Consider the following 20,534-nt stretch of genomic DNA (forward strand, 5'->3'; position numbering starts at 1 on the left):
CACCTACCCACACCGCCCCGCCATCCCACGGAATGACGCTTTTGCTGTTGCTGTTGCTGTTGCTGTTGCCGGCCAGCGGCCGGCACTACCGACGGGTGCCGGGCGCAGCCCGGCCGGCCCCCCTCAATCCTGTTCGCGGTGGTAGGTCGCCACGTCCTGCCAGCCCATCTCGCGGGCATGCCGGGCCATGCGCTCGGCCAGGAACACCGAGCGGTGCTTGCCGCCGGTGCAGCCGAACGCCACGGTCACGTAGCTGCGGGTGCCATCACCCAGTTTCGGCAGCCAGGTATCGAGGAAATCCATCAGCTGGGCCAGGTAGCGCTGCACGTCCGGTTGCGCTTCCAGGTAGTCGCGTACACCCGGTTCGCGGCCGCTGAGCGCACGCAGGTCCGGATCCCAGTGTGGATTGGGCAGCACCCGCGCATCGAACACGAAGTCCGCCTCGGCGGGTACACCGCGCTTGTAGGCGAATGATTCGAACAGCAGCGACAGGCCGGTGGCATGGTCCATCGCGAACTCGGTGATGATCCGCCGCCGTAGTTGGTGCACGTTGAGGTTGCTGGTATCGATCACCGCATCGGCCTCGCGGCGCAATGGCGCGGTCAGCTCGCGCTCGCGGGCGATCGCCTCGGGCAATGACAGGCCCAGCTGGCTCAGCGGATGGCGGCGGCGGGTGTCGGCATAGCGCTTGAGCACCGTTTCGTCGCTGGCCTCGAAGAACAGCACCTTCACTTCCACGCCGGCGTCGGTGGCCAGCTGCCGCCAGTCGCCCAGCTGGCTCAGGTCGGCCTGGCCGCGCACGTCGATGCCCACCGCCAGCCGGCGCGGCGCGCTGCCGTCGTGGTTGGCCAGCAGGCTGCGCACGAAGTCCGGCAGCAGGTGGATCGGCAGGTTGTCCGAGCAGTAGTAGTCCTGATCCTCGAAGGTCTTCAGGGCGACGGATTTACCCGAGCCGGACAGGCCGCTGACGATGATCAGGGTCGGGGCGGAGGGGGGGGCGGTGCTCATGGACAGGCTCTTCGAGGGGCAGGGAATCAGGGTGTTCGCCGTTCCAGCAGATTGCTGTGGCGGGCGATGAACATCGCTGCCGGATCAATGCCCTTGGTGCGCAGGATGTGCAGGCGGGTGGCGGCTTCGGTCAGCACGGCCAGGTTGCGGCCGGGCATCACCGGCAGGGTGATCAGCGGAACGTCGAGGTCCAGCACATGGCGGGTGCCCGAGTCGCCGGTCAGGCGCTCGTAGCCATGCGGGGTGGGTTCGGTCATCGGCTTGGTCAGGTGGACGATCAGCCGAAGGTACTTGTTCTTCTTTACAGCCGTGTCGCCGAACATCTCGCGCACATTCAGCACGCCCAGGCCGCGCACTTCCAGCAGGTCCTGCAGCAGTTCGGGGCAGGTGCCGTCGAGCACGTCCGGGGCGATCTGGGTGAATTCGGGCGCATCGTCGGCCACCAGGCGATGGCCGCGGCTTAGCAGCTCCAGCGCCAGCTCGCTCTTGCCCGACCCGGCCTCACCGGTGATCAGCACGCCGATGGAATAGATCTCCATGAACACGCCATGCAGGATCACCCGCGGCGCCAGCGTGCGCGCCAGGTGGTAGGACAGGTGGTTGAGCAGTTCGTGGCCGCGCTTGGGCGACAGCCACAGCGGTGTACCGGATTCATCGGCGGCCGCGCGCAGGTCTTCCGGGCACGCCTGGTTGCGGGTCAACACCAGCGCCAGCGGATGCGACTGCATGATCTTCTCGATGGTCTCCCAACGCTGGCGGGGTTCCAGCGCGTCCAGCCAGGACAGTTCCTCGGTGCCCAGGATCTGCACCTTGTTGGGATAGATCGCATTGAGGTAGCCGGCCAGCGACGGACGCCGCGAGACCGTGTTGCCGGCCTCCAGCTCGCGTTTCTCACCGGATTTGCCAGCGGCCCAGCGCAGCCCCAGCCGCTCGCGCTGCTGTTCGAACAGTTCACGGGCGGTGATGCTGGTATTCATGCGGCACTCGCAGGTGGGGTCATGTCCAGCGCCTCGCGCAGCGCCCGGGCATCGCCGGCTTCGCGCAGGGCCTGGCGGATGTCCGGTGCGGAAAACAGCTCGGCCAGCTCGGACAGCAGCATCAGGTGCTGGTGGGTGTAGTGGGCGGGGACGGCCATCGCGAACACCAGGTCCACCGGTTCGTCGCCGCCGAAATCGACCGGGGTCGCCAGTCGCAGCAGGGCGCCACGGGGGCGGTCCAGGGTCGGCGCGCGGCCGTGGGGGATGGCGATGCCGTGGCCGATCGCGGTGCTGCCCAGGGCTTCGCGCTGGCACAGGTTCAGATAGATCTGTTCGGCGTTGGCCTGGCGGCAGGCCAGCAACCCGGCGGCGGCCTGCAGGACGCTGTCACGGTCGGTGGCCGTGCAGAGCTGGGTCTGCACGGCCGCCAGGAGGTCAGTCAGGGGCATGTCTGCGGGGAACGGTGGCGATCAGCCACCATTGTCGCCCACCGGCAGCGGTGCGTGCTGCTGTTTTTTCTCCTTGTGCTTGATGACCAGGCGGTCAATCTTGTCCGCAAGCAGGTCGATCGCGGCATACATGGTCTGGCCGCCGGCCTCGGCGTGCAGGGTCTGCCCCGGAATGTTGAGGCTGGCGTCGACGTGGTGTTCGGTCTTCTGCAGCTTGAGGGTCACCCGCGCTTCGCAGTGCTGGTCGAAGTGTTTTCCGATCCGGGCCAGCTTCTCCTCTACATAGGACTGCAGGGCCGGGGTGACTTCGACGTCTTTGCCAAACGTTTCGATGCGCATCGGGTTTCTCCTGTGTTCGGATGTGCCAATGAACCTCTCCGCCGGGCGCGGCGGCGCGTCAAGCGATTCTGACCCTTTCGTGCGAGGCGGAAATGTTCATGGCTTCACGATACTTCGCCACGGTGCGTCGCGCTACTGGAATTCCCGACGATTTGAGCAGGTCAGCCAGCTTGGCGTCAGAAAGCGGCTTGCGCGGGTTCTCGTCGTCGATCAGGCGGCGGATCATTGCCTGGATGGCCGTGCTGGACGCCTCGCCACCGCCTTCGGTATCGATGCCCGAGGCGAAGAAGGCGCGCAGCGGCAGGGTGCCGCGCGGCGTGCGCACGTGCTTGCGGGCGATCGCGCGCGACACCGTGGATTCGTGCAGGCCCAGCTCGGCGGCGATCTCGCGCAGGGTCAGCGGGCGCAGCGCCTGCTCGCCGAATTCGAGGAAGCCGGCCTGTTGCAGGATCAGGCTGCGCACCACCCGCAGCAGGGTTTCGCCGCGCTGCTGCAGGCCCTTCAGCAGCCAGCGCGCCTCCTGCAGCTGGCCGCGCAGGTAGCCGGCGTCGGCCTCGCCACAGCGGCGGATCAGCTGTTCGTAGCCACGGTGGATCACCACCTTCGGCCCGGCATGGGCCGCCAGCGCTGCGCGCCAGATGCCGTTCTGCCGCCACACCACCACGTCGGGCACCACATAGGTGTCCTGCGACAGCGGCGCGATCTGCGTGCCCGGACGCGGGTCCAGCGAGCGCAGCAGCGCGACTGCCGTCTCGACCTCGTCCAGTGGCTGTTTCAGTTCATGCGCCAGCCCGGAGACGCCACTGCGCGGCAGCCGTTCCAGCGGGCCTGCGGCAATCTGTCGCGCCAGCGCCAGCCCCGGCGTGTCGGCAGGCAACACGTCCAGCTGCAGCTGCAGGCACTCGCCGAGCGTGCGCGCGGCAACGCCGACCGGGTCGAAACGCTGGATGCGATGCAGCACCGCGAGGATTTCATCCTCACCGGCATGGACCGCCGGCAGCAGGGTTTCGGCGATGGTGGCCAGCGGTTCGCGCAGGTAACCATCGTCGTCCAGCGCATCGATCAGTGCAGCGCCGATGCTGCGGTCATGCGTGGAAAGATGCGACAGGTGCAGCTGCCACAGCAGGTGGTCGGCCAGCGTTTCGGTTTCCGCCACGCGCTCGGCGGCACTGCCGGTGTCATCGTCATCGTCGAAGCTGCCACCACTGCCGGCGGCACTCCAGTCGAGTTCGGCCGGCGCCCAGTCGTCGCCGTTGTCGGTGCGTTCGGCGGGCGCGTCGGCATCGGTGCTGTCGCTGGCCTCATTGGCGGCACTGCTGTCGTTGCTGTCGGCCCAGTCCAGCAGCGGATTGCTCTCCACGGCCTGGGCGATTTCAAGCTCCAGCTCGGTCGTGGACATCTGCAGCAGCTTGATCGCCTGCTGCAGCTGGGGCGTGAGCACCAGCTGTTGTCCCAACGATGTCTGCAGCCGAGTCTTCATGCCTGTGCCGAACGGAAGGAAAGGGACCCGGCGCCTGCGGTCACAGCTTGAAGGAATCCCCAAGGTAGACGCGACGTACGTCGGCGTTGTCCAGGATCGCCTCCGGCGAGCCCTGGGCCAGCACGGTGCCCTCGGCGAGGATATACGCGCGGTCGCAGATTCCCAAGGTCTCGCGCACGTTGTGGTCGGTGATCAGCACGCCGATGCCACGCTGCTTGAGATGGGTGACGATGCGCTGGATTTCACCCACCGAGATCGGGTCGACACCGGCAAACGGTTCGTCGAGCAGGATCAGGCGCGGCTGCGCGGCCAGTGCGCGGGCGATCTCGCAGCGACGACGTTCGCCACCGGACAGGCTGGCGCCGAGCTGGTCGGCCACATGGCCCAGCTGCAATTCGTCGAGCAGGCTGTTCAATTCGCGTTCGCGGCCGGCCGAATCCAGGTCTTCGCGAAGCTCCAGTACCAGGCGGAGGTTGTCGGCCACCGTCAGCTTGCGGAACACCGACGGCTCCTGCGGCAGGTAGCCCACGCCCTGCTTGGCACGGGTGTACATCGGATCGCTGGTGATGTCCTTGCCGTCGAGCACGATGCTGCCGGCATCGGCGGCGACCAGGCCGACGATCATGTAGAAGCAGGTGGTCTTGCCGGCACCGTTGGGGCCGAGCAGGCCCACCACTTCACCGGCGTCGAGGGTCAGCCCGAAGTCCTTCACGACTTCGCGCTGCTTGTAGCGCTTGCGCAGGCCCTTGGCGACGAGCATTACTTCTTGCTCCCGGCCGGCTTGGCCGACGTGCTGGCCGGCGCCGCCGCCTTGGGCGTGGCCGCCGGCTGTGCCGCCGCGTTCTTGTTCTTCGGCGGAATGACGGTGCGCACGCGGCTGCCATCGCCACCGGAATTCATTTCGCCGCTACGGGTGTTGTAGACCATGCGCTGGCCGGCATTGGTGCCGCGCGCGCTGGTGACCTTGTAGTTGCCGGTCAGGGTGATGATCTCGGTCTTGATGTCGTAGTCGATGCGATCAGCCACCGCGTCCATCCAGGTGCCATCGTCGAGCTGCTGCTTCATCGTGGCCTGCTTGCCGGTGAACACCGCACGCACGGCCTCGCCGTCCTTCAGGTAGATCTCGGCTTCGGACGAGCGGATGTCCAGCGAGCCCTGGGTGACGGTCACGCCCTGCGAAAGCACGGTCTTGCCATCGCCGGTGAGCACGCCCGACTGCGCGCCGGAGTCGATGTTCATGTTCTCGTTGCGGTCGGTGGACTTGGCAAAGGCAGCGCTGGGAACAAGGAGACCGAGCGCGAGTACGGCTGCAAAGGGAATCTTCATCGGGGTCCGTTCTACCGGTGGGGCCGCCCGGGAAACCGGGGGCGGATGGGTGGGCTGCCTGCCTTGCGCCTGTCCGGGGACGTCGCAGGAGGGCGGCGGAATCAGCGTCGGGGCGTGTAACGGCCCTTGGACTGGCTGAGGAAATGATACGTGTTGTTCTTCGAATCCACCTCGAAGCCAACGCCGGACTGTTCCATGCCGGGGCGGGTCATGGTGACCAGCGCATCGGTGCGGGCACGGTTCTCCTTCGGGAACACGTCCAGGTGGTCGGTGCGGAAGGTGGTCGGCACCACGCCCGGATCGGCCGGGCTGTCGCCGGCGACATTGCCGCGCAGCTTCATCTGGTCGCCCTTGGCGCTGAGCCAGCCCGTCTCGGCACGCAGGGTCCAGTGCTTGCCATCCTTGTCCGGCATCTCGAACAGCGGCGTGGCGATGTTGATGGTCTGGTCGCCACGCTGGCGCTCCAGCAACGGTGCGCGCAGGGTGGTCGATTCCTTGCCGTGCTCATCCAGGGCGACGACCTGGAAGTCGTGCAGGACGTAGTCCACGCCGACATCTTGGCCGGCAGTGGCCGGACCCTTGTCGCGGTTGCGCAGGGCCGCCCAGCTGCTGAGCAGGGCCGCCAGCAGCAGGCCGATGCCGAGCAGGGTGCGCCAGTTCAGGCTCGGCAGGTTCATGCGCCGAACCTCGCCAGGACCGCGTCCACATGTCCCTGCGCGGCCAGCAGGATGTCACACAGCTCACGGGCTGCACCACGTCCGCCATCGGCGCGGGTCTGCCAATGCACGCGCTCGGCGATCCACGGGTGGGCGTTGGCCGGCGCCACCGCCAGGCCGACCGCGCCCAGCGGTGCCAGGTCAGGCAGGTCGTCGCCCATGAAGGCCACCTGCTCCAGGCCGATGCCGTGCTGCGCACACAGCGCCTGCACGCTGGCCAGCTTGTCGCCCACGGCGATCTGGGTATCGATGCCGAGGTCGGCGCCGCGCCTGAGCGCGGACTGGCTGTTGCGCGCGGTGATCAGCACGGGGTGGATGCCGTGCTGCTGCAGCAGTTTCAGGCCCAGGCCATCCTGCACGAAGTACGCCTTGCTCTCGTTGCCGTCCTTGTCGTAGTACAGCCGACCGTCGGTGAGGGTGCCGTCCACGTCGAAGCAGGCCAGGCGGACGCGGGCCGCGGCGGCATGCAGGTGGGCGGGGAAGGCGGGCAGGGGGGACCAGGGCATCAGGGTGGCAGGCTCGGTGGATTCGGGTTGGGACGGTACAGACTGAATGGGGTCTACGGACTGTCGGTTAAACCACCCGGGCCCGCAACAGGTCATGAATGTTCAGGGCACCGACCGCCCGGCCCTGGTCGTCGACCACGATCAGGCCCGTGATCTTGTGGGTCTCCATCAGCCGGGCAGCCTCCACCGCCAGCTGGTCGGCGCCGATGGTACGTGGGTTGCGGGTCATCACATCGGCGATCTTCGCGGTGCGCACGTCCAGCGCGCTGTCCAGCGCCCGGCGCAGGTCACCGTCGGTGAACAGGCCGATCAGCACACCGTCGGCATCGACCACGGCGGTCATGCCCAGCCGCTTGCGGCTCATTTCGACCAGCGCCTCGCTGAGGCTGGCGTCGGCCCCCACGCTGGGCAGGTCCTCCCCGGTGTGCATGACGTCGGTGATATGCAGCAGCAGGCGGCGGCCGAGGCTGCCGGCCGGGTGCGAGCGGGCGAAATCGTCGGCGGTGAAGCCGCGTGCGTCGAGCAGGGCCACGGCCAGCGCATCGCCCATCGCCAGCGAGGCGGTGGTGCTGGAGGTCGGCGCCAGCGCCAGCGGGCAGGCCTCGGCCGGCACGCTGACGTCCAGGTGGATATCGGCGGCGGTGGCCAGGCTGGACTGCGGGCGGCCGGTCATGGAAATCAGCACGTTGCCCTGGCGCTTGAGCACCGGCAGCAGCATCAGCACTTCGTCCGATTCGCCCGAATAGGACAGGGCCAGCACCACGTCGGCCTCGGTGATCATGCCCAGGTCACCATGGCCGGCTTCGCCCGGATGCACGTAGAACGCGGGAGTGCCGGTGGAGGCCAGCGTAGCGGCGATCTTGCGGGCGATGTGCCCGGACTTGCCCATGCCGGTGGCGACCACCCGGCCGCGGCTGGCCAGGATCGCCTGGCAAGCCTGCTGGAAGGCCTCGCCGAGGCGGTCGGCCACGGCATCCAGCGCCTGCCGCTCGATCTCGAAGACGCGGCGGCCGCTGGCGACCAGGCCGGCAGGGTCGACGGAACGGGGGGGCAACAGGGATTCGGCCATGCGGATGCCACGCAGCGGAAGTAGAATGGAGGCACATTTTATTAGGAAAGCCCGTTGGACGCCGACACCATCCGCAACCTGATCGAAACCGGCCTGCCCGGCGCCCGCGCCGACGTGCAGGGCGACGATGGCGTGCATTTCGAAGCGACCGTGGTCTGCGAGGCCTTTGCCGGCAAGATGCCGCTGGCCCGCCACCGGATGGTCTATGCCACCCTGGGCGACCTGATGGGCGGCGCGATCCACGCGCTGGCGCTGAAAACCGTGACCCCGGCCGAAGCCGGCTGAACCGCAGAAGATCCCGAATACATGGCCAAGATCGTTGTGACCGGCGGCGCTGCGCTGCACGGTGAAGTGAGCATCTCCGGCGCCAAGAACGCCGTCCTCCCCATTCTCTGCGCGACCCTGCTGGCCGATGCGCCGGTGGAGATCACCAACGTGCCGCACCTGCACGATGTGGTCACCACGGTGAAGCTGCTGGGTGAACTGGGTGCCAAGGTCACCATCGACCAGGGCACGCTGTCGCGCGGCAGTGCGATCGTGGTCGACCCGCGTCCGGTCAACCAGCATGTCGCCCCGTACGAGCTGGTCAAGACCATGCGCGCCTCGATCCTGGTGCTGGGCCCGCTGCTGGCCCGCTTCGGCGCGGCGGAAGTGTCGCTGCCCGGCGGCTGCGCGATCGGCTCGCGTCCGGTCGACCAGCACATCAAGGGCCTGCAGGCGCTGGGCGCCGAGATCGTGGTCGAGAACGGCTTCATCAAGGCCACGGCCAAGCGCCTGAAGGGCGGCCATTTCACCTTCGACATGGTCAGCGTTACCGGCACCGAGAACGTGCTGATGGGCGCGGTGCTGGCCGAAGGCACCACCATCCTCGACAACTGTGCGATGGAACCGGAAGTGACCGATCTGGCGCATTGCCTGATCGCGCTGGGCGCGAAGATCGAAGGCCTGGGCACTGCCCGCCTGGTCATCGAAGGCGTCGAGCGCCTGTCCGGCGGCCGCCATGAAGTGCTGCCCGACCGCATCGAGACCGGCACCTTCCTGGTGGCTGCGGCGATGACCGGCGGCAAGGTCACGGTCAACCGTGCGCGCCCGAACACCATGGACGCGGTGCTGTCCAAGCTGGTCGAAGCCGGTGCGAAGATCGAGACCACCGACGACACCATCACCCTGGACATGCAGGGCAAGCGGCCGAAGGCGGTCAACCTGACCACCGCGCCGTACCCGGCGTTCCCGACCGACATGCAGGCGCAGTTCATGGCGCTCAACTGCGTGGCCGACGGCGTCGGCGTGATCAACGAAACGATCTTCGAAAACCGTTTCATGCACGTCAACGAGTTGCTGCGCCTGGGCGCGGACATCCAGGTCGAAGGCCACACCGCCATCGTGCGGGGCAGCGAGCACCTGAGTGGCGCACCGGTGATGGCCACCGACCTGCGTGCCTCGGCCTCGCTGATCCTGGCCGGCCTGATGGCCAGCGGCGAGACCACCATCGACCGCATCTACCACCTTGACCGTGGCTACGAGAACATCGAAGAGAAGCTGTCTTCGCTCGGTGCCACCATCCGGCGCGTGCCATGATCCTGCGCGGCAAGTTCAGCCCGCGTCGCAAGGCGCTGCTGGCGCTGGTGCTGATCGTGCTGGCGTGGCTGGGCTACGCCTGGTACGCCAACATCGCCATCACCCAGGGCATCGAGCAGAAGGACATGGACTGGAATGGCGATGGCACGGTCTCGCGCGACGAGATCATCGAGTCGTTCTATGCGGTTGCGGTGAATGACAGCCAGGACGGCAACCGCCATTGCCGCGCCTTCGTCTGGCGCAGCACCGGCGAGCAGATCCGCGTGGACTGCCGTACCGAGTTCAAGCCGGCGGCGGCCGAAGAAAAGAAGTAAGAAAAACGCCCGCGAAAGCGGGCGTTTTCTTTTCGCGGGGCCCGGGGTCGGACCCCTTTCCATCGGAAAGGGCTCCGACCCCAGCCACACAACCGGGGTCAGAGCCCATCCCCGAGGGGATGGGATCCGACCCCGGCACTCAGTTCATCGCCTTGATGGTCAGGTCCAGTGCATCGCGGTCGTTCTCCCGCTGCAGCATGCGCGCCGGCACCGGGAACTCCGGCACGATCCAGGCGATCAGCTCCTTGTTGCCGTCGGCACGCGAGACCTTGGTCGCTTCGTAGCTCTTGCCGCCCACGGTGATCGACTCCTTGCCGATGACGCGGTAGGTCATGTTCTTGATGCGGCCTTCGTCGACCATGCGATAGGTCAGCGGCTTGCCGGCGGCGAGGTCACGGGCGATCGCCAGGTTGATCAGCAGCGCGTCCATGTCACCGGATTTCAGTGCGATAGGTCCAGCGCGGTCCGGCTTGATGTCGCCGGTCCAGGTGGCCTGGTTGCTGGTCCAGTTGTAGTTGGCCTGCACGTTGCGCTTCTTCACCAGCAGCGCCGAACGGTCCTGGCTGCTGAGCGGGCGCAGCTGGCCGCGCACTTCTTCGAACACGGTACTCTGGCTCAGGTCGGCCAGCTGGTTCTTCACCTGCAGCGTGTAGCGCCACTTGTTGGCACCCTCGCTGCTCAGCGTCATGCTGCCATTGGCCTGCATGCCCATGTAGCTGGCCAGGTAATCGGCCTTGAACGGCTGCAGGGCCATGGCCGGCAGGCTGGCCACCGACAGCGCGGCTGCAGCGATCCAGGTGAGGGGGCGGGTCAGGGTGCTCATGCTCAGACTCCTTGGTATTCGATCAGGCGCAGATCGACGCGGTCTTCGCCGTCTTCGCGTTGCAGGATGCGCACCGGGGTGGGGACACCGTTGGCGATCCAGAGGATGGTTTCGTTGTTGCCGCCGTTGGTCCGGTAGACCCGCAGCGCGTTGTAGGACAGGTCGCCGACCTCGACGTTCTCGGTCTGCGGCGCGGCCTGGTAGTCGTGCTGGCGGACCTTGCCCATGTCCACGTAGCGGTAGTGCATGGTGGCACCCGGACGGGCATCCCGCATGATCGCCAGGTTGATCAGCAGGGCGCTCTGGTCGCCCGGCTGCAGCGGAATCGGCTGCGCACGCTTCTTCTCGACGTCGCCGGTCCACTGCGCGGTACCGGCCTGCCAGTTGTACGTGCCGACCGCCTTCTTGCCCAGGAACAGGCCCTTGCGCACCGTGCTCTGGCTCAGCGGTGCATAGGCGCCGGCGCGCTCCTCGAACACCGTGCTCTGCTCGATGTTCAGGCCCAGCACGCTGGCAAAGCCGCGGCGGCCGACCACCTGCATGTCGACCCGCCACTGGTTGCCGCCGGTATGGGTGACCTGCATGCTGGCGTCGCCGGCCTCCTTGCCTTTGTAGAAGGCCTGGTAGGTGGCGCTGAACGGCTGCAGCGGCGGCGGTTCCCACGCCAAGGCCGGCAGGGCCGGGGCCGCCGCTTCGGCCGGCGGTTGCACCGCTGGCACCGGCGCCGGAGCCGGCGAGGCGGCAGGCGCCTGCGCCTGGCCCCAACCCACGCCGGGAAGCACGACAAGCGACAGCAGCAGTGAAGTGGACAGCAGGGTCGTGGTCTTCATGGAAGAGAGGAGCCGCAGGAGGTGGGCAGGATGCCAGCCCCGCAGTCAGCGGGGCGTGTGCGTGGGCGTTACCGGTTCAGGTTCCCGGCGGAATCTAGGGCCAGCGGGCTAAACAGGGGGTGACCGTCCAGTTGCGGCTGGCCCTCCCGTTCAGTCAGGCGGCCGGCGCACAGCAGCTGCAGCGTGGCGATCAGCAGGGGATGCTCCACCGCCAGCACACGCGCGGCCAGGGTGTCGGCGTCATCGCCGGGCAGCACCGGTACCCGCACCTGGGCCAGCACGGCGCCGGCGTCCAGCTCGGGTACCACCAGGTGCACGCTGGCACCGTGCTCGGCATCGCCTGCATCCAGTGCCCGCGCATGCGTGTCCAGCCCCTTGTGCAGCGGCAGCAGTGACGGGTGGATGTTGACCAGGCGGCCATTGAAGCGCTGCACGAAGGCGGCGCCGAGTATGCGCATGTAGCCGGCGCAGACGATCCAGTCCGGTGCGACCGCGGCCAGTGCGTCGCCCAGTGCCTGCTCGTAGGCGGCGCGGTCCTGGAATTCCTTCGGCGCATGCGCCCAGCGCAGGTTGGCGCTGACCCGCTGCAGCGCGGCGGCGGCCGGGCGGTCGGAAAATACGCCGACGACCTCGGCGCGCAGGCGTCCCGCAGCGATGGCATCGAGGATGGCCTGCAGGTTGCTGCCGCGGCCGGAGGCAAGCACGGCAATGCGGGTGGGCGCGGTCATTGCGGGGTACTCCGGCGGATCAGCGGCCAGGTCAGCAGGCTGCCCACGGTGGCCATCAGCATGTCGGCATGGGCGTCCCACATGTCGCCCTGCTGCCCGTTGTAGGCCTCGGCGGCGTCCGGCGACAGGGCGAGCGCGATGGCCCATTCGAACCACTCGTAGACCAGGCTGGCGCACATCACCGTCATCACCGCCAGGGCGAAGGCCTGGCCGCGGCGCAGCGCCGGCCAGGCGTGACGTGCCAGCTGCAGCAGTGCCGGCGTGAAACAGACGCCGAACAGGAAGTGGATGAGGCGGTCGAAATGATTGCGCTGCCAGCCGAACGCCGCATTCGGCGACCAGCCGATCAGCGCCTGCGTCCACGCGTCGTAGGGAACGTTCGAGTACAGCCAGCGGGCGGCCACACAGTGCAGCGCGATGAAGCCGCAGATCGCGATGAAGGCACCGTTGCCCAGCCAGCCACCCCGGCGGTCGACCCACAGCAGGGCGCCCAGGCCGATCACGGTCAGCGTGCTGTGCAGCGCCTGCTCGGTGGGCCACAGCGGCTGGATCCAGCTGACCGCGAATACCGCCAGCACGGCAGCGAAGGCCAGCTTCTTGGGGCGCGAGAAACGGAAGGCGCTGGGTGAAGCGGTCGTGGGGAGGGCAGGCGCGGACATGGGAAGTCGATCAGGAAAGGGCGGGGCGTCTGCCGGCAAGTTCAGACGCGGAGATGGTCGCCGCGGTCGAACAGGGCGGCCATGTCAGGCTTGGACAGGAACACCCAGGCATAGGCGGTCAGGGCCATGCCCAGCGGGCCGGCCAGCACCGCCAGCCAGGCCGCGCGCTGGCACCAGGCCAGCCCGGTGCGGCGCGACAGCAGGCGCGCGGTGTGCAGCTGCACGAAGCCCAGCGCGGCAGCCAGCGCTGAAACGACGCCGTACACGGTGGCCAGTACCGCGCCATCGTCCAGCCCGCGCGAGCTGGCAACCAGGCCGATGAAACCGAGGAAGGCCAGCGCGGCCATCCAGTGGAAAACCGCCAGCGCGTAGAACAGCACCTTCAGCGTCTGCAGGTGGCTGCCCAGCTGAAGGTGCGCCAGGGTCTGCTGCGGCAGCGGCGGCGGTGCGCCCGGGCTCGTCATGCCGCCGTGCCCGCTGTGTCGAACGCGGCCTTGACCTGCGGACGCAGCAGCGTGATCAGGCTGAGTACTCCCAGCACGGTACCGATCGGCGTGAACAGACAGGCCAGCCCGGCCACGATCAGGCACAGCAGGTAGCGGCGGCGGCGGGCCAGGCAACGGCCGGCGTAGGCCACGAACGCGCCCAGGGTGACGCCACCGAACACGATGACACAGCCGATCACGACGAACATCCAGCCGAACACGCGCTGTTCGGCCGGCGACGAGGGCTGGCCGCCGGAGTTCATCGGCAGGTTGCCGGTGAGCGCGGTGACGCCGAGCACGATGTGGACGATGAAGATCAGCGAGAACAGCGCGATCAGGCCGCCGACCACGTAGTGCGCGATTGACAGCATGCGCAGGTGGTCGGCGTCCTGGGGGCTGAACGCCGGTACCGCCGTCGTTGGCGGCGGCACGGGGGTAGGGGGCAGCGGGGGCATTGCGTCCATGCGGGCTCCTCGGGGCCGGGTTCAGCCGATGTGGACGCGCTCGGCGCCTTCAGCAGTGACCACCTGGCCGATGGTCCAGTGGTCCAGGCCCTGCGCCTTGACCGCCTCGGACACGGCGGCGACCTGGTCGGCTGCCACGATCAGCACGAAGCCGATGCCGCAGTTGAAGGTGCGCCACATCTCGCTGTCGGCCACGGCGCCTTCCTTCTGCAGCCACTGGAACACCGGCGGCAGGGTCCAGGACGATGCCTGGATGTCCAGGCCGAGGCCGTCGGGCACCACGCGGATGATGTTCTCGGTCAGGCCGCCACCGGTGATGTGGGCCATGCCGTGGATGGCCTCGCCGTGCGACTTCAGCAGTGCCAGGATCGGCTTCACGTACAGGCGGGTCGGTGCCATCAGCGCGTCGACCAGCTTCACGCCGCCCTCCAGCTCCAGGTCGGCCGGGCGGCCGGCGCGGTCGTAGATGCGGCGCACCAGCGAGTAGCCGTTGGAGTGCGGGCCGGACGAGGCGATGCCGATCAGCACGTCGCCGGCGGCCACGCTGGCGCCGTCCTTCAGCTCGCTCTTCTCGACCGCGGCGACCGTGAAGCCGGCCAGGTCGTACTCGCCCGGGGCATACATGTCGGGCATCTCAGCGGTTTCGCCGCCGATCAGCGCGCAGCCGGCCTCGGTGCAGCCGTTGGCGATGCCGCCCACGACCGCTGCGGCGGTGTCGATGTCCAGCTTGCCGGTGGCGAAGTAGTCCAGGAAGAAAAGCGGCTCGGCACCCTGCACCAGCACGTCGTTCACGCACATGGCGACCAGGTCGATGCCGATCGTATCGTGGCGGTTCAGCTGGTGGGCCAGCTTCAGCTTGGTGCCCACACCATCGGTACCCGACACCAGCACCGGCTCGCGGTACTTGTTGGACAGGTCGAACAGGGCGCCGAAGCCGCCCAGGCCGCCCATCACTTCCGGGCGGAAGCTGCGCTTGACCAGGGGCTTGATCCGCTCGACCAGCGCGTTGCCGGCGTCGATGTCGACACCCGCGTCACGGTAGGTGAGGGGGGAAGGGGCGGAAGACGGGGTGTTGGTCACGGGCGTCGGCGCTGGCAGGGGTTGAATGAGCGATTTTAACAGGCCGCATTGGCGCAAAGGCCGTATTCGGGCAACAATTCCCCCGGATTCGTCGAGCCAATGGATGTCCTGATGCGCCGCAGCCTGATTCTGACCCTGCTCCTTGCACTGAGCCTGCCGGTGGCCACGATGGCCCAGAGCGGCCTGCGCACCGAGGGAGATGTCGCCACCGCTTCGGGGGCCTACGAGGCCGAAGTGCCCGTCAACAGCCAGGCCGAGGCCGATCGCAACGGTGCCCTGGCCCGTGCCCTGAGCGTGGTGCTGGGCAAGCTGTCCGGCGACCGCAACGTGATGTCACGCCCCGGCGTGGTGCAGGCGCTGCGCAATGCCAAGGACTACGTGGCCAGCTACGACTACAAGCAGGACCAGAGCGTGGGTGCCAGCGGCGCACCGAGCTTCCGGACCCTGCTGGTGGCCCGCTTCCGCGAGGATGACGTCGATTCGCTGGTCTCGGCGCTGGGCCTGCCGCTGTGGCCGCAGCCGCGACCGAAGCCGGTGCTGTGGCTGGCCGTCGACGACGGCAGTGGCCCGCGCCTGGTCAGCGTGCAGCAGGCCAATGCCGCCCGCCCGCTGCTGAACCGCGCCATCGAGCGGGGTTACAAGCTGGGCCTGCCCAGCGGCGGTGCTGCCGAACAGGCCCTGGCCGGTGCCATCTGGCGCCAGGACAGCGCCGCCGTGGCCCGTGCCTCCTCGCGCTACTCGCCGCCGATGCAGCTGATCGGCAAGCTTTACCGCGCCAACGGTGGCTGGCAGGCGGACTGGGTGTTCGTCGACAACGGCCGCGAACTGAACAAGTGGACCAGCAAGGACGCCAACGCCATGCGCGCGATGGCCGCCGGTGCCGACGGTGCCGCCGATGCGCTGGTCAAGCGCTATGCCAAGGCCGGCGTGGCCGTCGGCCAGGCCGGCACCTACCGCCTGGTGGTGACCGGCATCAACAGCGCCGATGACTACCTGCGGCTGGCCGCTGGCCTGCGCGAGGTGCCGGTGGTGCGCAGCGTCACCCCGCTGCACGCCTCGGCCGGCCAACTGGAGCTGAGCGTGGAGATGACCACCGGCCTGGCCGGCTTCAACCGCATGCTTGGCGACAATGGCGTGCTGGTGCCAAGCGCGCCGCTGCCGGCCCTGCCGACCCCGATCGATGACACCACCGGTGCCCCGGTGGCCGCGCCGGTCAGCAACGAGTACCGCCTGCGATGATCCTGAGCCCGGAAGCTGAAATCGCGCAGTTCCTGCGCCGGCTGAAGTACATCCTGTTCGCCGGCCTGATCGGCTGGGTGGTGTGGCTGCTGGCGCCGATCCTGACCCCGTTCGTGCTGGCACTGGCGCTGGCCTGGCTGGGTGACCCCCTGGTGGACCGCATCGAGGCCACCGGCCGCTCGCGCATGACCGGCGTGGTGCTGGTGTTCGCAGCGATGGTGCTGGCGATCGTGGCACTGCTGCTGGTGCTGGTGCCGATGATCGAGCGCCAGATCACCACCCTGATCGCGGCCGCGCCGCAGGCGCAGGCGTGGCTGATGCAGACCGGCATCCCCTGGTTCGAGCACAAGACCGGCCTGGAAGTGATGCAGTGGCTGGATCCGGACCGCCTGATCGAATGGGTGCGCAGCCATTGGCAGCAGGCCGGCGGCTTCGCCACCACGTTCATGGGCTACGTCTCGCGTTCGGGCTTTGCGATGGTGACCTGGGTGGTCAACATCCTGCTGCTGCCGATCCTGGCGTTCTACTTCCTGCGCGACTGGGACAAGCTGGTCGAGCGGGTGGCCTCGGTGATTCCGCGCAACCAGATCGGCACCATCAGCGCGCTGGCGCGTGAATCCAACGAGGTGCTGGGTGCGTTCATCCGTGGCCAGTTCCTGGTGATGCTGGCGCTGGGCGTGATCTACGCCGGTGGCCTGTCGCTGGTCGGCCTCAAGCTGGGCCTGCTGATCGGCCTGATTGCCGGCCTGATCAGCTTCATCCCGTACCTGGGCGCGACCACCGGCGTGCTGATGGCGGTGATCGCCGCGCTGGTGCAGGCGCAGGGCTTCGACCTGAAGCTGCTGATCCTGGTCGGCGTGGTGTTCACCGTGGGCCAGCTGCTGGAAAGCTACGTGCTGACCCCGCGCATCGTCGGCGACAAGATCGGCCTGCACCCGGTGGCGGTGATCTTCGCGGTGATGGCCGGCGGCCAGCTGTTCGGCTTCCTCGGCATGCTGCTGGCGCTGCCGGTAGCGGCGGTGACCAACGTGCTGCTGCGCTATGCCCACCAGCGCTATCGGCAGAGCGAACTGTACGTGGGCGAGAAGCCGGCGATCGTGCTTGATGGCGTGGTCGACGCGCCCCATATCATCGTTCCGGACGACAAGGGCCCCGACCTGAAGTGATGGGTGTGCCGCAACTGCCGCTGGCCCTGCATTACCCGCGGGACCAGCGCCTGGAGACCTTCATCGGCGCGCCGGATGGCGCGCTGGCGCAGCTGCGCGCGATCGCGGTTGGCGCCAGCCCCGACTGGGTCTACCTGGAAGGTGCGGCGGGAACCGGCAAGACCCACCAGGCGCTGGCGATGTGCTCCAGCGCCGAGCAGGCCGGACGGTTGCCGACGTACGTGCCGCTGGCCAGCGCCGCCGGCCGTGTCCGTGCGGCGCTTGATGGGCTGGAAGCGCGCGAACTGGTGGCGCTGGACGGCCTGGACGAGGTTGCCGGCAACCGCGAGGATGAGATCGCGCTGTTCGATTTCCACAACCGTGCACGCGCTGCGGGCGTGACCGTGCTGTACACGGCACAGAAGGCGCCGGGCGAACTGGGCCTGGTGCTGCCGGACCTGCGCTCGCGGCTGGGCCAGTGCGTGCGCGTGCTGCTGCAGCCGCTGGATGAGGAAGGACGGGCGGCGGTGCTGCGCGAGCGTGCACTGCGACGCGGCCTGGCCATCGACGAAGCGGCCATCGAGTGGCTGCTGTCGCACACCGGCCGTGAGCTGGGTGGATTGATCACCCTGCTGGACTGGCTGGACCGCGAATCGCTGGCGGCGAAGCGGCGGATCACCGTGCCGTTCCTGCGCCAGGTGCTGGAAGAAGGCCGGCCTCGTTACTGAGGGATGTTGTTCGGCAGGGCTGCGCCCTGCACCCGCAGAAGCAACGTCAACGTCAAAAGCTGGCTTCCTGAGGGGAGGCGGGGCGCTGTGGGCTTGCGGGGCCGCCGTAAACCCGTCCCTGGGGGCTTGGTCGCCGCATCCATGCGGCTCACACCCCGCAAGCCCACAGCGCCCCGCCTTCGACAGGTTCCCGCGATCTGCCTGGTCTCTGTACTGCACTGCTGTTGGTGGGTGTCGACCTTGGTCGATACGTGTCTTGCTTGTGGTGGGTGACGACCGTTGGTCGTCACCAGAGCGAAGCGACCCGCTTCTGCTTTTCTTTCTTTCTTCCGTGGCTGGACGCGCACGGAAACTGTCAGAGGCCGGGCGGGTGGGCCATGCAGGGGCGTTGGCGCCATGGATGGCGCCATCGAGCTTACAGGGACGTACTTGCAGCGTCCCCTGCATGGCCCACCCGCCCGGCCAAGCACGCGATCCGCTCTACGCGACCAACCACGAGGGGCTCAGCCGTTCGCCGCCAACTCCGCATCCAGCGCGCGCAGGCGATCCACCGTGCCGACGTCGGTCCAGCGCCCGCGATGGTGCTGCCCGGTCATCAACCCCTGCGCCATGAAGTGCTTCTGCAGCGGCACCACCGAGAACTTCGGTGGCAGCCGCTCGCTGCCCGGCGCATCGCCGATCACCGCGCGCCAGTCGGCCACGATCGAAGGACGGTACACGCCGATGCCGGCATAGGTCAGGCACGGTCCTTCGCGGTCGTGGTGCAGGAACCCCTGTGCATCCAGGCGGTAGTCACCATTCGGGTGCTGAACCGGATTGTCGACCAGCACCAGGTGCGCCTGGCCCTGCGGCTCGCGCGGCAGCGTGGCGAAATCGAAATCGGTCCAGATGTCGCCGTTCACTACCAGGAACGGGGCATCGCCCAGCACCGGCAGGGCGTTGAGGATGCCGCCGCCGGTTTCCAGCGGGGTCTGCCCTTCGTACAGGAAATGCAGGCGCAGGCCCCACTGGCTGCCATCGCCAAGCGTCGCCGGGAACTGTTCGGCCAACCATGCGGTGTTGACCACCACCTCGCGCACGCCGAGTGCGGCCAGGCGTTCCAGGTGCCAGACGATCAACGGCTTGCCAGCCACTTCCAGCAGCGGCTTGGGCGTGTGCAGGGTCAAAGGGCGCATGCGCTCGCCGAGGCCGGCGGCAAAGACCAGTGCCTTCATCGGGCTACGCGCATCGGTGCACCCAGCTCGGCCAGCGCCGGCTTGATGCGGTCGTCCAGCAGCTGCTGCAGCGGTGCCAGCTCGCGGTAGCGCGGCAGCACTTCATCCAGATAGGTGATGAAGCGCGGTGCGTCGTCGAGGTAATGGCCCTTGTTGTCGCGGTAACGCAGCCGGCAGAACAGGCCCAGGATCTTCACGTGGCGCTGGATGCCCATCCAGTCGGCATCGCGCAGGAAGGTGGCGCGGTCGGGCACCGGCAGGCCGGTGTCGCGGGCGCGCTCGTGATACTGCGCCAGCCATTCGTCCACGCGTTGCAGTGGCCAGCTCAGGAAGGCGTCCTTGAACAGGCTCACCGCATCGTAGGCGATCGGGCCGCGCACCAGGTCCTGGAAATCCAGCACTGCGGGGCCGTCGTCGACCGGCATCAGGTTGCGCGGCATGTAGTCGCGGTGGGTCATCAGCTGGGCCTGGCCCAGCGCGTTGTCCATCAGGCGGCGATGCACCAGCTGCAGGCCTTCGATCTCGCCGCAGTCCAGTTCAAGGTTCAGGTGGCGCTGCAGGAACCATTCGTCGAACAGGCCGGCATCGCGCTGCAGCAGTGCTTCGCCGAACTGGCCGAAGTCGGCCGGCACCGGGATCGCCTGCAGGCGCAGCAGCTGCTCGATCGAACGACCGAACCATTCGTCAGCGTTGCGCTCGTCGAGGATCCTGGCCAGGGTCGGGCCGCCGAGATCTTCCAGCAGCAGGAAGCCGGCATCCAGGTCCTGCGCGAGCAGCATGGGCACGCGCAGACCGTTGTCGTGCAGCAGGCCGCGCATGCGCAGCCACGGCCGCGGATCTTCCAGCCCCGGCGGGGCGTCCATCACGATGTGGCTGCCGCGCGTGCTGGTGGCGCGCCAGTAGCTGCGCATGCCGGCGTCAACCGAAGCGCGTTCGACCACCGCGTTGGCATCATCGAGCTGGGTACGGGCCCACTGCAGGCGCTGCGCGCTGCGCTGGGGATCGGAGGCGGGTTCGGTCATGCGGGCATATCCGGGCGCGCCGGGCGCGCCAACGTCGGCAACAGGAAGGGAAGGGGGAGCGGCGTCAGCGGCGACCGCTGAACAGGCGCAGGACGGCCAGCACGGCCACCGCGCCCACCACCGCGCCGAGGAAACCGGCCGGTTCGCCGGGGGCGTACCAGCCCATGTACTGGCCGAACCAACCGGCCAGCAGGGCACCAAGGATGCCCAGCACGATGGTCAGCAGGCAGCCCATGCGGTTGTTGCCGGGCATGAAGAAACGCCCGAGCAGGCCGACGAAGAAGCCGACCAGCAGGATGTACAGCCAGCTGCTGCTGCCGAACAGACCATTCATGCGCGCGGATTCCGCTTGAGT

General features: G+C 68.2%; 26 protein-coding genes. 6 read left to right on the top strand and 20 right to left on the bottom strand.

Annotated elements, in window-relative coordinates; translation table 11 throughout:
• Positions 1-123: 123 nt before the first annotated feature.
• The 10 genes from rapZ to AC5P8R_RS10290 all read right to left on the bottom strand — a co-directional run bounded on the left by rapZ (position 124) and on the right by AC5P8R_RS10290 (position 7,870).
• Complete coding sequence (gene rapZ, locus AC5P8R_RS10245; RefSeq protein WP_032958479.1) at positions 124-1,008, bottom strand: RNase adapter RapZ; 885 nt, start codon at positions 1,006-1,008, stop codon at positions 124-126.
• A 26-nt stretch (positions 1,009-1,034) separates the two neighbouring features.
• The gene (gene hprK, locus AC5P8R_RS10250; protein WP_005408388.1) at positions 1,035-1,985 is read right to left on the bottom strand and encodes an HPr(Ser) kinase/phosphatase; all 951 of its coding nucleotides are present in this window, start codon (positions 1,983-1,985) and stop codon (positions 1,035-1,037) included.
• On the bottom strand, positions 1,982-2,434 hold the full coding sequence (locus tag AC5P8R_RS10255) for a PTS sugar transporter subunit IIA (RefSeq protein ID WP_032130191.1): 453 nt from the start codon (positions 2,432-2,434) through the stop codon (positions 1,982-1,984). Before AC5P8R_RS10255 ends, hprK begins: the two co-directional genes overlap by 4 nt.
• Before the next feature lie 21 nt (positions 2,435-2,455).
• Positions 2,456-2,773: a ribosome hibernation-promoting factor, HPF/YfiA family gene (gene hpf / locus AC5P8R_RS10260; RefSeq protein ID WP_169412598.1), complete on the bottom strand. Its 318-nt coding sequence runs from the start codon at positions 2,771-2,773 to the stop codon at positions 2,456-2,458.
• Positions 2,774-2,831: 58 nt separating this feature from the next.
• Positions 2,832-4,253 (bottom strand): RNA polymerase factor sigma-54, encoded by a 1,422-nt coding sequence (locus tag AC5P8R_RS10265; protein ID WP_014646233.1) that lies wholly within the window; start codon positions 4,251-4,253, stop codon positions 2,832-2,834.
• A gap of 40 nt (positions 4,254-4,293) precedes the next feature.
• Complete coding sequence (gene lptB, locus AC5P8R_RS10270) at positions 4,294-5,013, bottom strand: LPS export ABC transporter ATP-binding protein (RefSeq protein WP_005415558.1); 720 nt, start codon at positions 5,011-5,013, stop codon at positions 4,294-4,296.
• Positions 5,013-5,579 carry a lipopolysaccharide transport periplasmic protein LptA gene (gene lptA, locus AC5P8R_RS10275; RefSeq protein ID WP_032959333.1) on the bottom strand — a complete coding sequence of 189 codons (567 nt, stop codon included), beginning with the start codon at positions 5,577-5,579 and terminating at the stop codon, positions 5,013-5,015. The genes lptB and lptA overlap by 1 nt, the downstream gene beginning before the upstream one ends.
• Positions 5,580-5,680: 101 nt before the next feature.
• A complete protein-coding gene (gene lptC, locus AC5P8R_RS10280; RefSeq protein ID WP_014646235.1) occupies positions 5,681-6,256 on the bottom strand; it encodes an LPS export ABC transporter periplasmic protein LptC in 576 nt (191 codons plus the stop codon).
• The gene (locus AC5P8R_RS10285) at positions 6,253-6,801 is read right to left on the bottom strand and encodes a KdsC family phosphatase (protein WP_014036245.1); all 549 of its coding nucleotides are present in this window, start codon (positions 6,799-6,801) and stop codon (positions 6,253-6,255) included. Before AC5P8R_RS10285 ends, lptC begins: the two co-directional genes overlap by 4 nt.
• Positions 6,802-6,868: 67 nt before the next feature.
• Positions 6,869-7,870, bottom strand: a complete 1,002-nt coding sequence (locus AC5P8R_RS10290) for a KpsF/GutQ family sugar-phosphate isomerase (protein ID WP_014646236.1) — start codon at positions 7,868-7,870, stop codon at positions 6,869-6,871.
• A gap of 54 nt (positions 7,871-7,924) precedes the next feature.
• On the opposite strand from AC5P8R_RS10290, the gene AC5P8R_RS10295 reads away from it, so the two are divergent.
• From AC5P8R_RS10295 to AC5P8R_RS10305, 3 genes are read left to right on the top strand one after another with little or no spacing between them, the layout of a single operon-like run.
• A complete protein-coding gene (locus AC5P8R_RS10295; RefSeq protein ID WP_005408396.1) occupies positions 7,925-8,155 on the top strand; it encodes a BolA family protein in 231 nt (76 codons plus the stop codon).
• Positions 8,156-8,176: 21 nt separating this feature from the next.
• Positions 8,177-9,448 (top strand): UDP-N-acetylglucosamine 1-carboxyvinyltransferase, encoded by a 1,272-nt coding sequence (gene murA / locus AC5P8R_RS10300; protein WP_014646237.1) that lies wholly within the window; start codon positions 8,177-8,179, stop codon positions 9,446-9,448.
• The gene (locus tag AC5P8R_RS10305) at positions 9,445-9,762 is read left to right on the top strand and encodes a hypothetical protein (RefSeq protein WP_014646238.1); all 318 of its coding nucleotides are present in this window, start codon (positions 9,445-9,447) and stop codon (positions 9,760-9,762) included. The genes murA and AC5P8R_RS10305 overlap by 4 nt, the downstream gene beginning before the upstream one ends.
• Before the next feature lie 139 nt (positions 9,763-9,901).
• Here AC5P8R_RS10305 and AC5P8R_RS10310 read toward each other — a convergent pair whose 3' ends face one another.
• From AC5P8R_RS10310 to purM, 7 genes are all read right to left on the bottom strand, one after another.
• The gene (locus AC5P8R_RS10310; protein ID WP_014036249.1) at positions 9,902-10,585 is read right to left on the bottom strand and encodes a DUF3108 domain-containing protein; all 684 of its coding nucleotides are present in this window, start codon (positions 10,583-10,585) and stop codon (positions 9,902-9,904) included.
• A gap of 2 nt (positions 10,586-10,587) precedes the next feature.
• The gene (locus AC5P8R_RS10315) at positions 10,588-11,415 is read right to left on the bottom strand and encodes a DUF3108 domain-containing protein (RefSeq protein ID WP_049405384.1); all 828 of its coding nucleotides are present in this window, start codon (positions 11,413-11,415) and stop codon (positions 10,588-10,590) included.
• Between the two features lie 68 nt (positions 11,416-11,483).
• Entirely contained in the window at positions 11,484-12,143 is a 660-nt protein-coding gene (gene purN / locus AC5P8R_RS10320; RefSeq protein WP_014646240.1) for a phosphoribosylglycinamide formyltransferase, read from the bottom strand.
• The gene (locus tag AC5P8R_RS10325) at positions 12,140-12,802 is read right to left on the bottom strand and encodes a DUF2238 domain-containing protein (RefSeq protein ID WP_014646241.1); all 663 of its coding nucleotides are present in this window, start codon (positions 12,800-12,802) and stop codon (positions 12,140-12,142) included. Before AC5P8R_RS10325 ends, purN begins: the two co-directional genes overlap by 4 nt.
• Positions 12,803-12,843: 41 nt before the next feature.
• Positions 12,844-13,266: a hypothetical protein gene (locus tag AC5P8R_RS10330; RefSeq protein WP_014646242.1), complete on the bottom strand. Its 423-nt coding sequence runs from the start codon at positions 13,264-13,266 to the stop codon at positions 12,844-12,846.
• The gene (locus AC5P8R_RS10335; RefSeq protein ID WP_032957615.1) at positions 13,263-13,751 is read right to left on the bottom strand and encodes a hypothetical protein; all 489 of its coding nucleotides are present in this window, start codon (positions 13,749-13,751) and stop codon (positions 13,263-13,265) included. The genes AC5P8R_RS10330 and AC5P8R_RS10335 overlap by 4 nt, the downstream gene beginning before the upstream one ends.
• Before the next feature lie 21 nt (positions 13,752-13,772).
• The gene (gene purM, locus AC5P8R_RS10340) at positions 13,773-14,831 is read right to left on the bottom strand and encodes a phosphoribosylformylglycinamidine cyclo-ligase (RefSeq protein WP_014646244.1); all 1,059 of its coding nucleotides are present in this window, start codon (positions 14,829-14,831) and stop codon (positions 13,773-13,775) included.
• A 99-nt stretch (positions 14,832-14,930) separates the two neighbouring features.
• Between purM and AC5P8R_RS10345 the strand changes: the two genes are divergently transcribed.
• From AC5P8R_RS10345 to hda, 3 genes are read left to right on the top strand one after another with little or no spacing between them, the layout of a single operon-like run.
• Positions 14,931-16,070: a DUF2066 domain-containing protein gene (locus AC5P8R_RS10345; RefSeq protein WP_014646245.1), complete on the top strand. Its 1,140-nt coding sequence runs from the start codon at positions 14,931-14,933 to the stop codon at positions 16,068-16,070.
• Positions 16,067-17,236, top strand: a complete 1,170-nt coding sequence (locus tag AC5P8R_RS10350) for an AI-2E family transporter (protein ID WP_495223356.1) — start codon at positions 16,067-16,069, stop codon at positions 17,234-17,236. The genes AC5P8R_RS10345 and AC5P8R_RS10350 overlap by 4 nt, the downstream gene beginning before the upstream one ends.
• The gene (gene hda, locus AC5P8R_RS10355) at positions 17,236-17,943 is read left to right on the top strand and encodes a DnaA regulatory inactivator Hda (protein WP_495223357.1); all 708 of its coding nucleotides are present in this window, start codon (positions 17,236-17,238) and stop codon (positions 17,941-17,943) included. The genes AC5P8R_RS10350 and hda overlap by 1 nt, the downstream gene beginning before the upstream one ends.
• Positions 17,944-18,446: 503 nt before the next feature.
• Here hda and murU read toward each other — a convergent pair.
• The 3 genes from murU to AC5P8R_RS10370 form a co-directional block, all read right to left on the bottom strand.
• Positions 18,447-19,157: an N-acetylmuramate alpha-1-phosphate uridylyltransferase MurU gene (gene murU / locus AC5P8R_RS10360; protein WP_049408158.1), complete on the bottom strand. Its 711-nt coding sequence runs from the start codon at positions 19,155-19,157 to the stop codon at positions 18,447-18,449.
• Positions 19,154-20,179: an aminoglycoside phosphotransferase family protein gene (locus AC5P8R_RS10365; protein ID WP_111205814.1), complete on the bottom strand. Its 1,026-nt coding sequence runs from the start codon at positions 20,177-20,179 to the stop codon at positions 19,154-19,156. Before AC5P8R_RS10365 ends, murU begins: the two co-directional genes overlap by 4 nt.
• Positions 20,180-20,243: 64 nt before the next feature.
• On the bottom strand, positions 20,244-20,513 hold the full coding sequence (locus tag AC5P8R_RS10370) for a GlsB/YeaQ/YmgE family stress response membrane protein (RefSeq protein ID WP_005415577.1): 270 nt from the start codon (positions 20,511-20,513) through the stop codon (positions 20,244-20,246).
• Positions 20,514-20,534 lie beyond the last annotated feature (21 nt).

The organism is Stenotrophomonas sp. YJH_SMC_73 (assembly GCF_059370155.1).

Bases quoted from the DNA above. Each gene is read 5' to 3' on its own strand.
- rapZ (WP_032958479.1), bottom strand. From the start codon at position 1,008: ATGAGCACCGCCCCCCCCTCCGCCCCGACCCTGATCATCGTCAGCGGC.
- purN (WP_014646240.1), bottom strand. From the start codon at position 12,143: ATGACCGCGCCCACCCGCATTGCCGTGCTTGCCTCCGGCCGCGGCAGC.
- lptC (WP_014646235.1), bottom strand. From the start codon at position 6,256: ATGAACCTGCCGAGCCTGAACTGGCGCACCCTGCTCGGCATCGGCCTG.
- lptB (WP_005415558.1), bottom strand. From the start codon at position 5,013: ATGCTCGTCGCCAAGGGCCTGCGCAAGCGCTACAAGCAGCGCGAAGTC.
- AC5P8R_RS10255 (WP_032130191.1), bottom strand. From the start codon at position 2,434: ATGCCCCTGACTGACCTCCTGGCGGCCGTGCAGACCCAGCTCTGCACG.
- hda (WP_495223357.1), top strand. From the start codon at position 17,236: ATGGGTGTGCCGCAACTGCCGCTGGCCCTGCATTACCCGCGGGACCAG.
- lptA (WP_032959333.1), bottom strand. From the start codon at position 5,579: ATGAAGATTCCCTTTGCAGCCGTACTCGCGCTCGGTCTCCTTGTTCCC.
- AC5P8R_RS10365 (WP_111205814.1), bottom strand. From the start codon at position 20,179: ATGACCGAACCCGCCTCCGATCCCCAGCGCAGCGCGCAGCGCCTGCAG.
- AC5P8R_RS10315 (WP_049405384.1), bottom strand. From the start codon at position 11,415: ATGAAGACCACGACCCTGCTGTCCACTTCACTGCTGCTGTCGCTTGTC.
- AC5P8R_RS10325 (WP_014646241.1), bottom strand. From the start codon at position 12,802: ATGTCCGCGCCTGCCCTCCCCACGACCGCTTCACCCAGCGCCTTCCGT.
- AC5P8R_RS10285 (WP_014036245.1), bottom strand. From the start codon at position 6,801: ATGCCCTGGTCCCCCCTGCCCGCCTTCCCCGCCCACCTGCATGCCGCC.
- murU (WP_049408158.1), bottom strand. From the start codon at position 19,157: ATGAAGGCACTGGTCTTTGCCGCCGGCCTCGGCGAGCGCATGCGCCCT.
- AC5P8R_RS10345 (WP_014646245.1), top strand. From the start codon at position 14,931: ATGGATGTCCTGATGCGCCGCAGCCTGATTCTGACCCTGCTCCTTGCA.
- AC5P8R_RS10335 (WP_032957615.1), bottom strand. From the start codon at position 13,751: ATGGACGCAATGCCCCCGCTGCCCCCTACCCCCGTGCCGCCGCCAACG.
- AC5P8R_RS10305 (WP_014646238.1), top strand. From the start codon at position 9,445: ATGATCCTGCGCGGCAAGTTCAGCCCGCGTCGCAAGGCGCTGCTGGCG.
- AC5P8R_RS10265 (WP_014646233.1), bottom strand. From the start codon at position 4,253: ATGAAGACTCGGCTGCAGACATCGTTGGGACAACAGCTGGTGCTCACG.
- AC5P8R_RS10350 (WP_495223356.1), top strand. From the start codon at position 16,067: ATGATCCTGAGCCCGGAAGCTGAAATCGCGCAGTTCCTGCGCCGGCTG.
- hpf (WP_169412598.1), bottom strand. From the start codon at position 2,773: ATGCGCATCGAAACGTTTGGCAAAGACGTCGAAGTCACCCCGGCCCTG.
- AC5P8R_RS10310 (WP_014036249.1), bottom strand. From the start codon at position 10,585: ATGAGCACCCTGACCCGCCCCCTCACCTGGATCGCTGCAGCCGCGCTG.
- murA (WP_014646237.1), top strand. From the start codon at position 8,177: ATGGCCAAGATCGTTGTGACCGGCGGCGCTGCGCTGCACGGTGAAGTG.
- AC5P8R_RS10290 (WP_014646236.1), bottom strand. From the start codon at position 7,870: ATGGCCGAATCCCTGTTGCCCCCCCGTTCCGTCGACCCTGCCGGCCTG.
- AC5P8R_RS10370 (WP_005415577.1), bottom strand. From the start codon at position 20,513: ATGAATGGTCTGTTCGGCAGCAGCAGCTGGCTGTACATCCTGCTGGTC.
- AC5P8R_RS10330 (WP_014646242.1), bottom strand. From the start codon at position 13,266: ATGACGAGCCCGGGCGCACCGCCGCCGCTGCCGCAGCAGACCCTGGCG.
- hprK (WP_005408388.1), bottom strand. From the start codon at position 1,985: ATGAATACCAGCATCACCGCCCGTGAACTGTTCGAACAGCAGCGCGAG.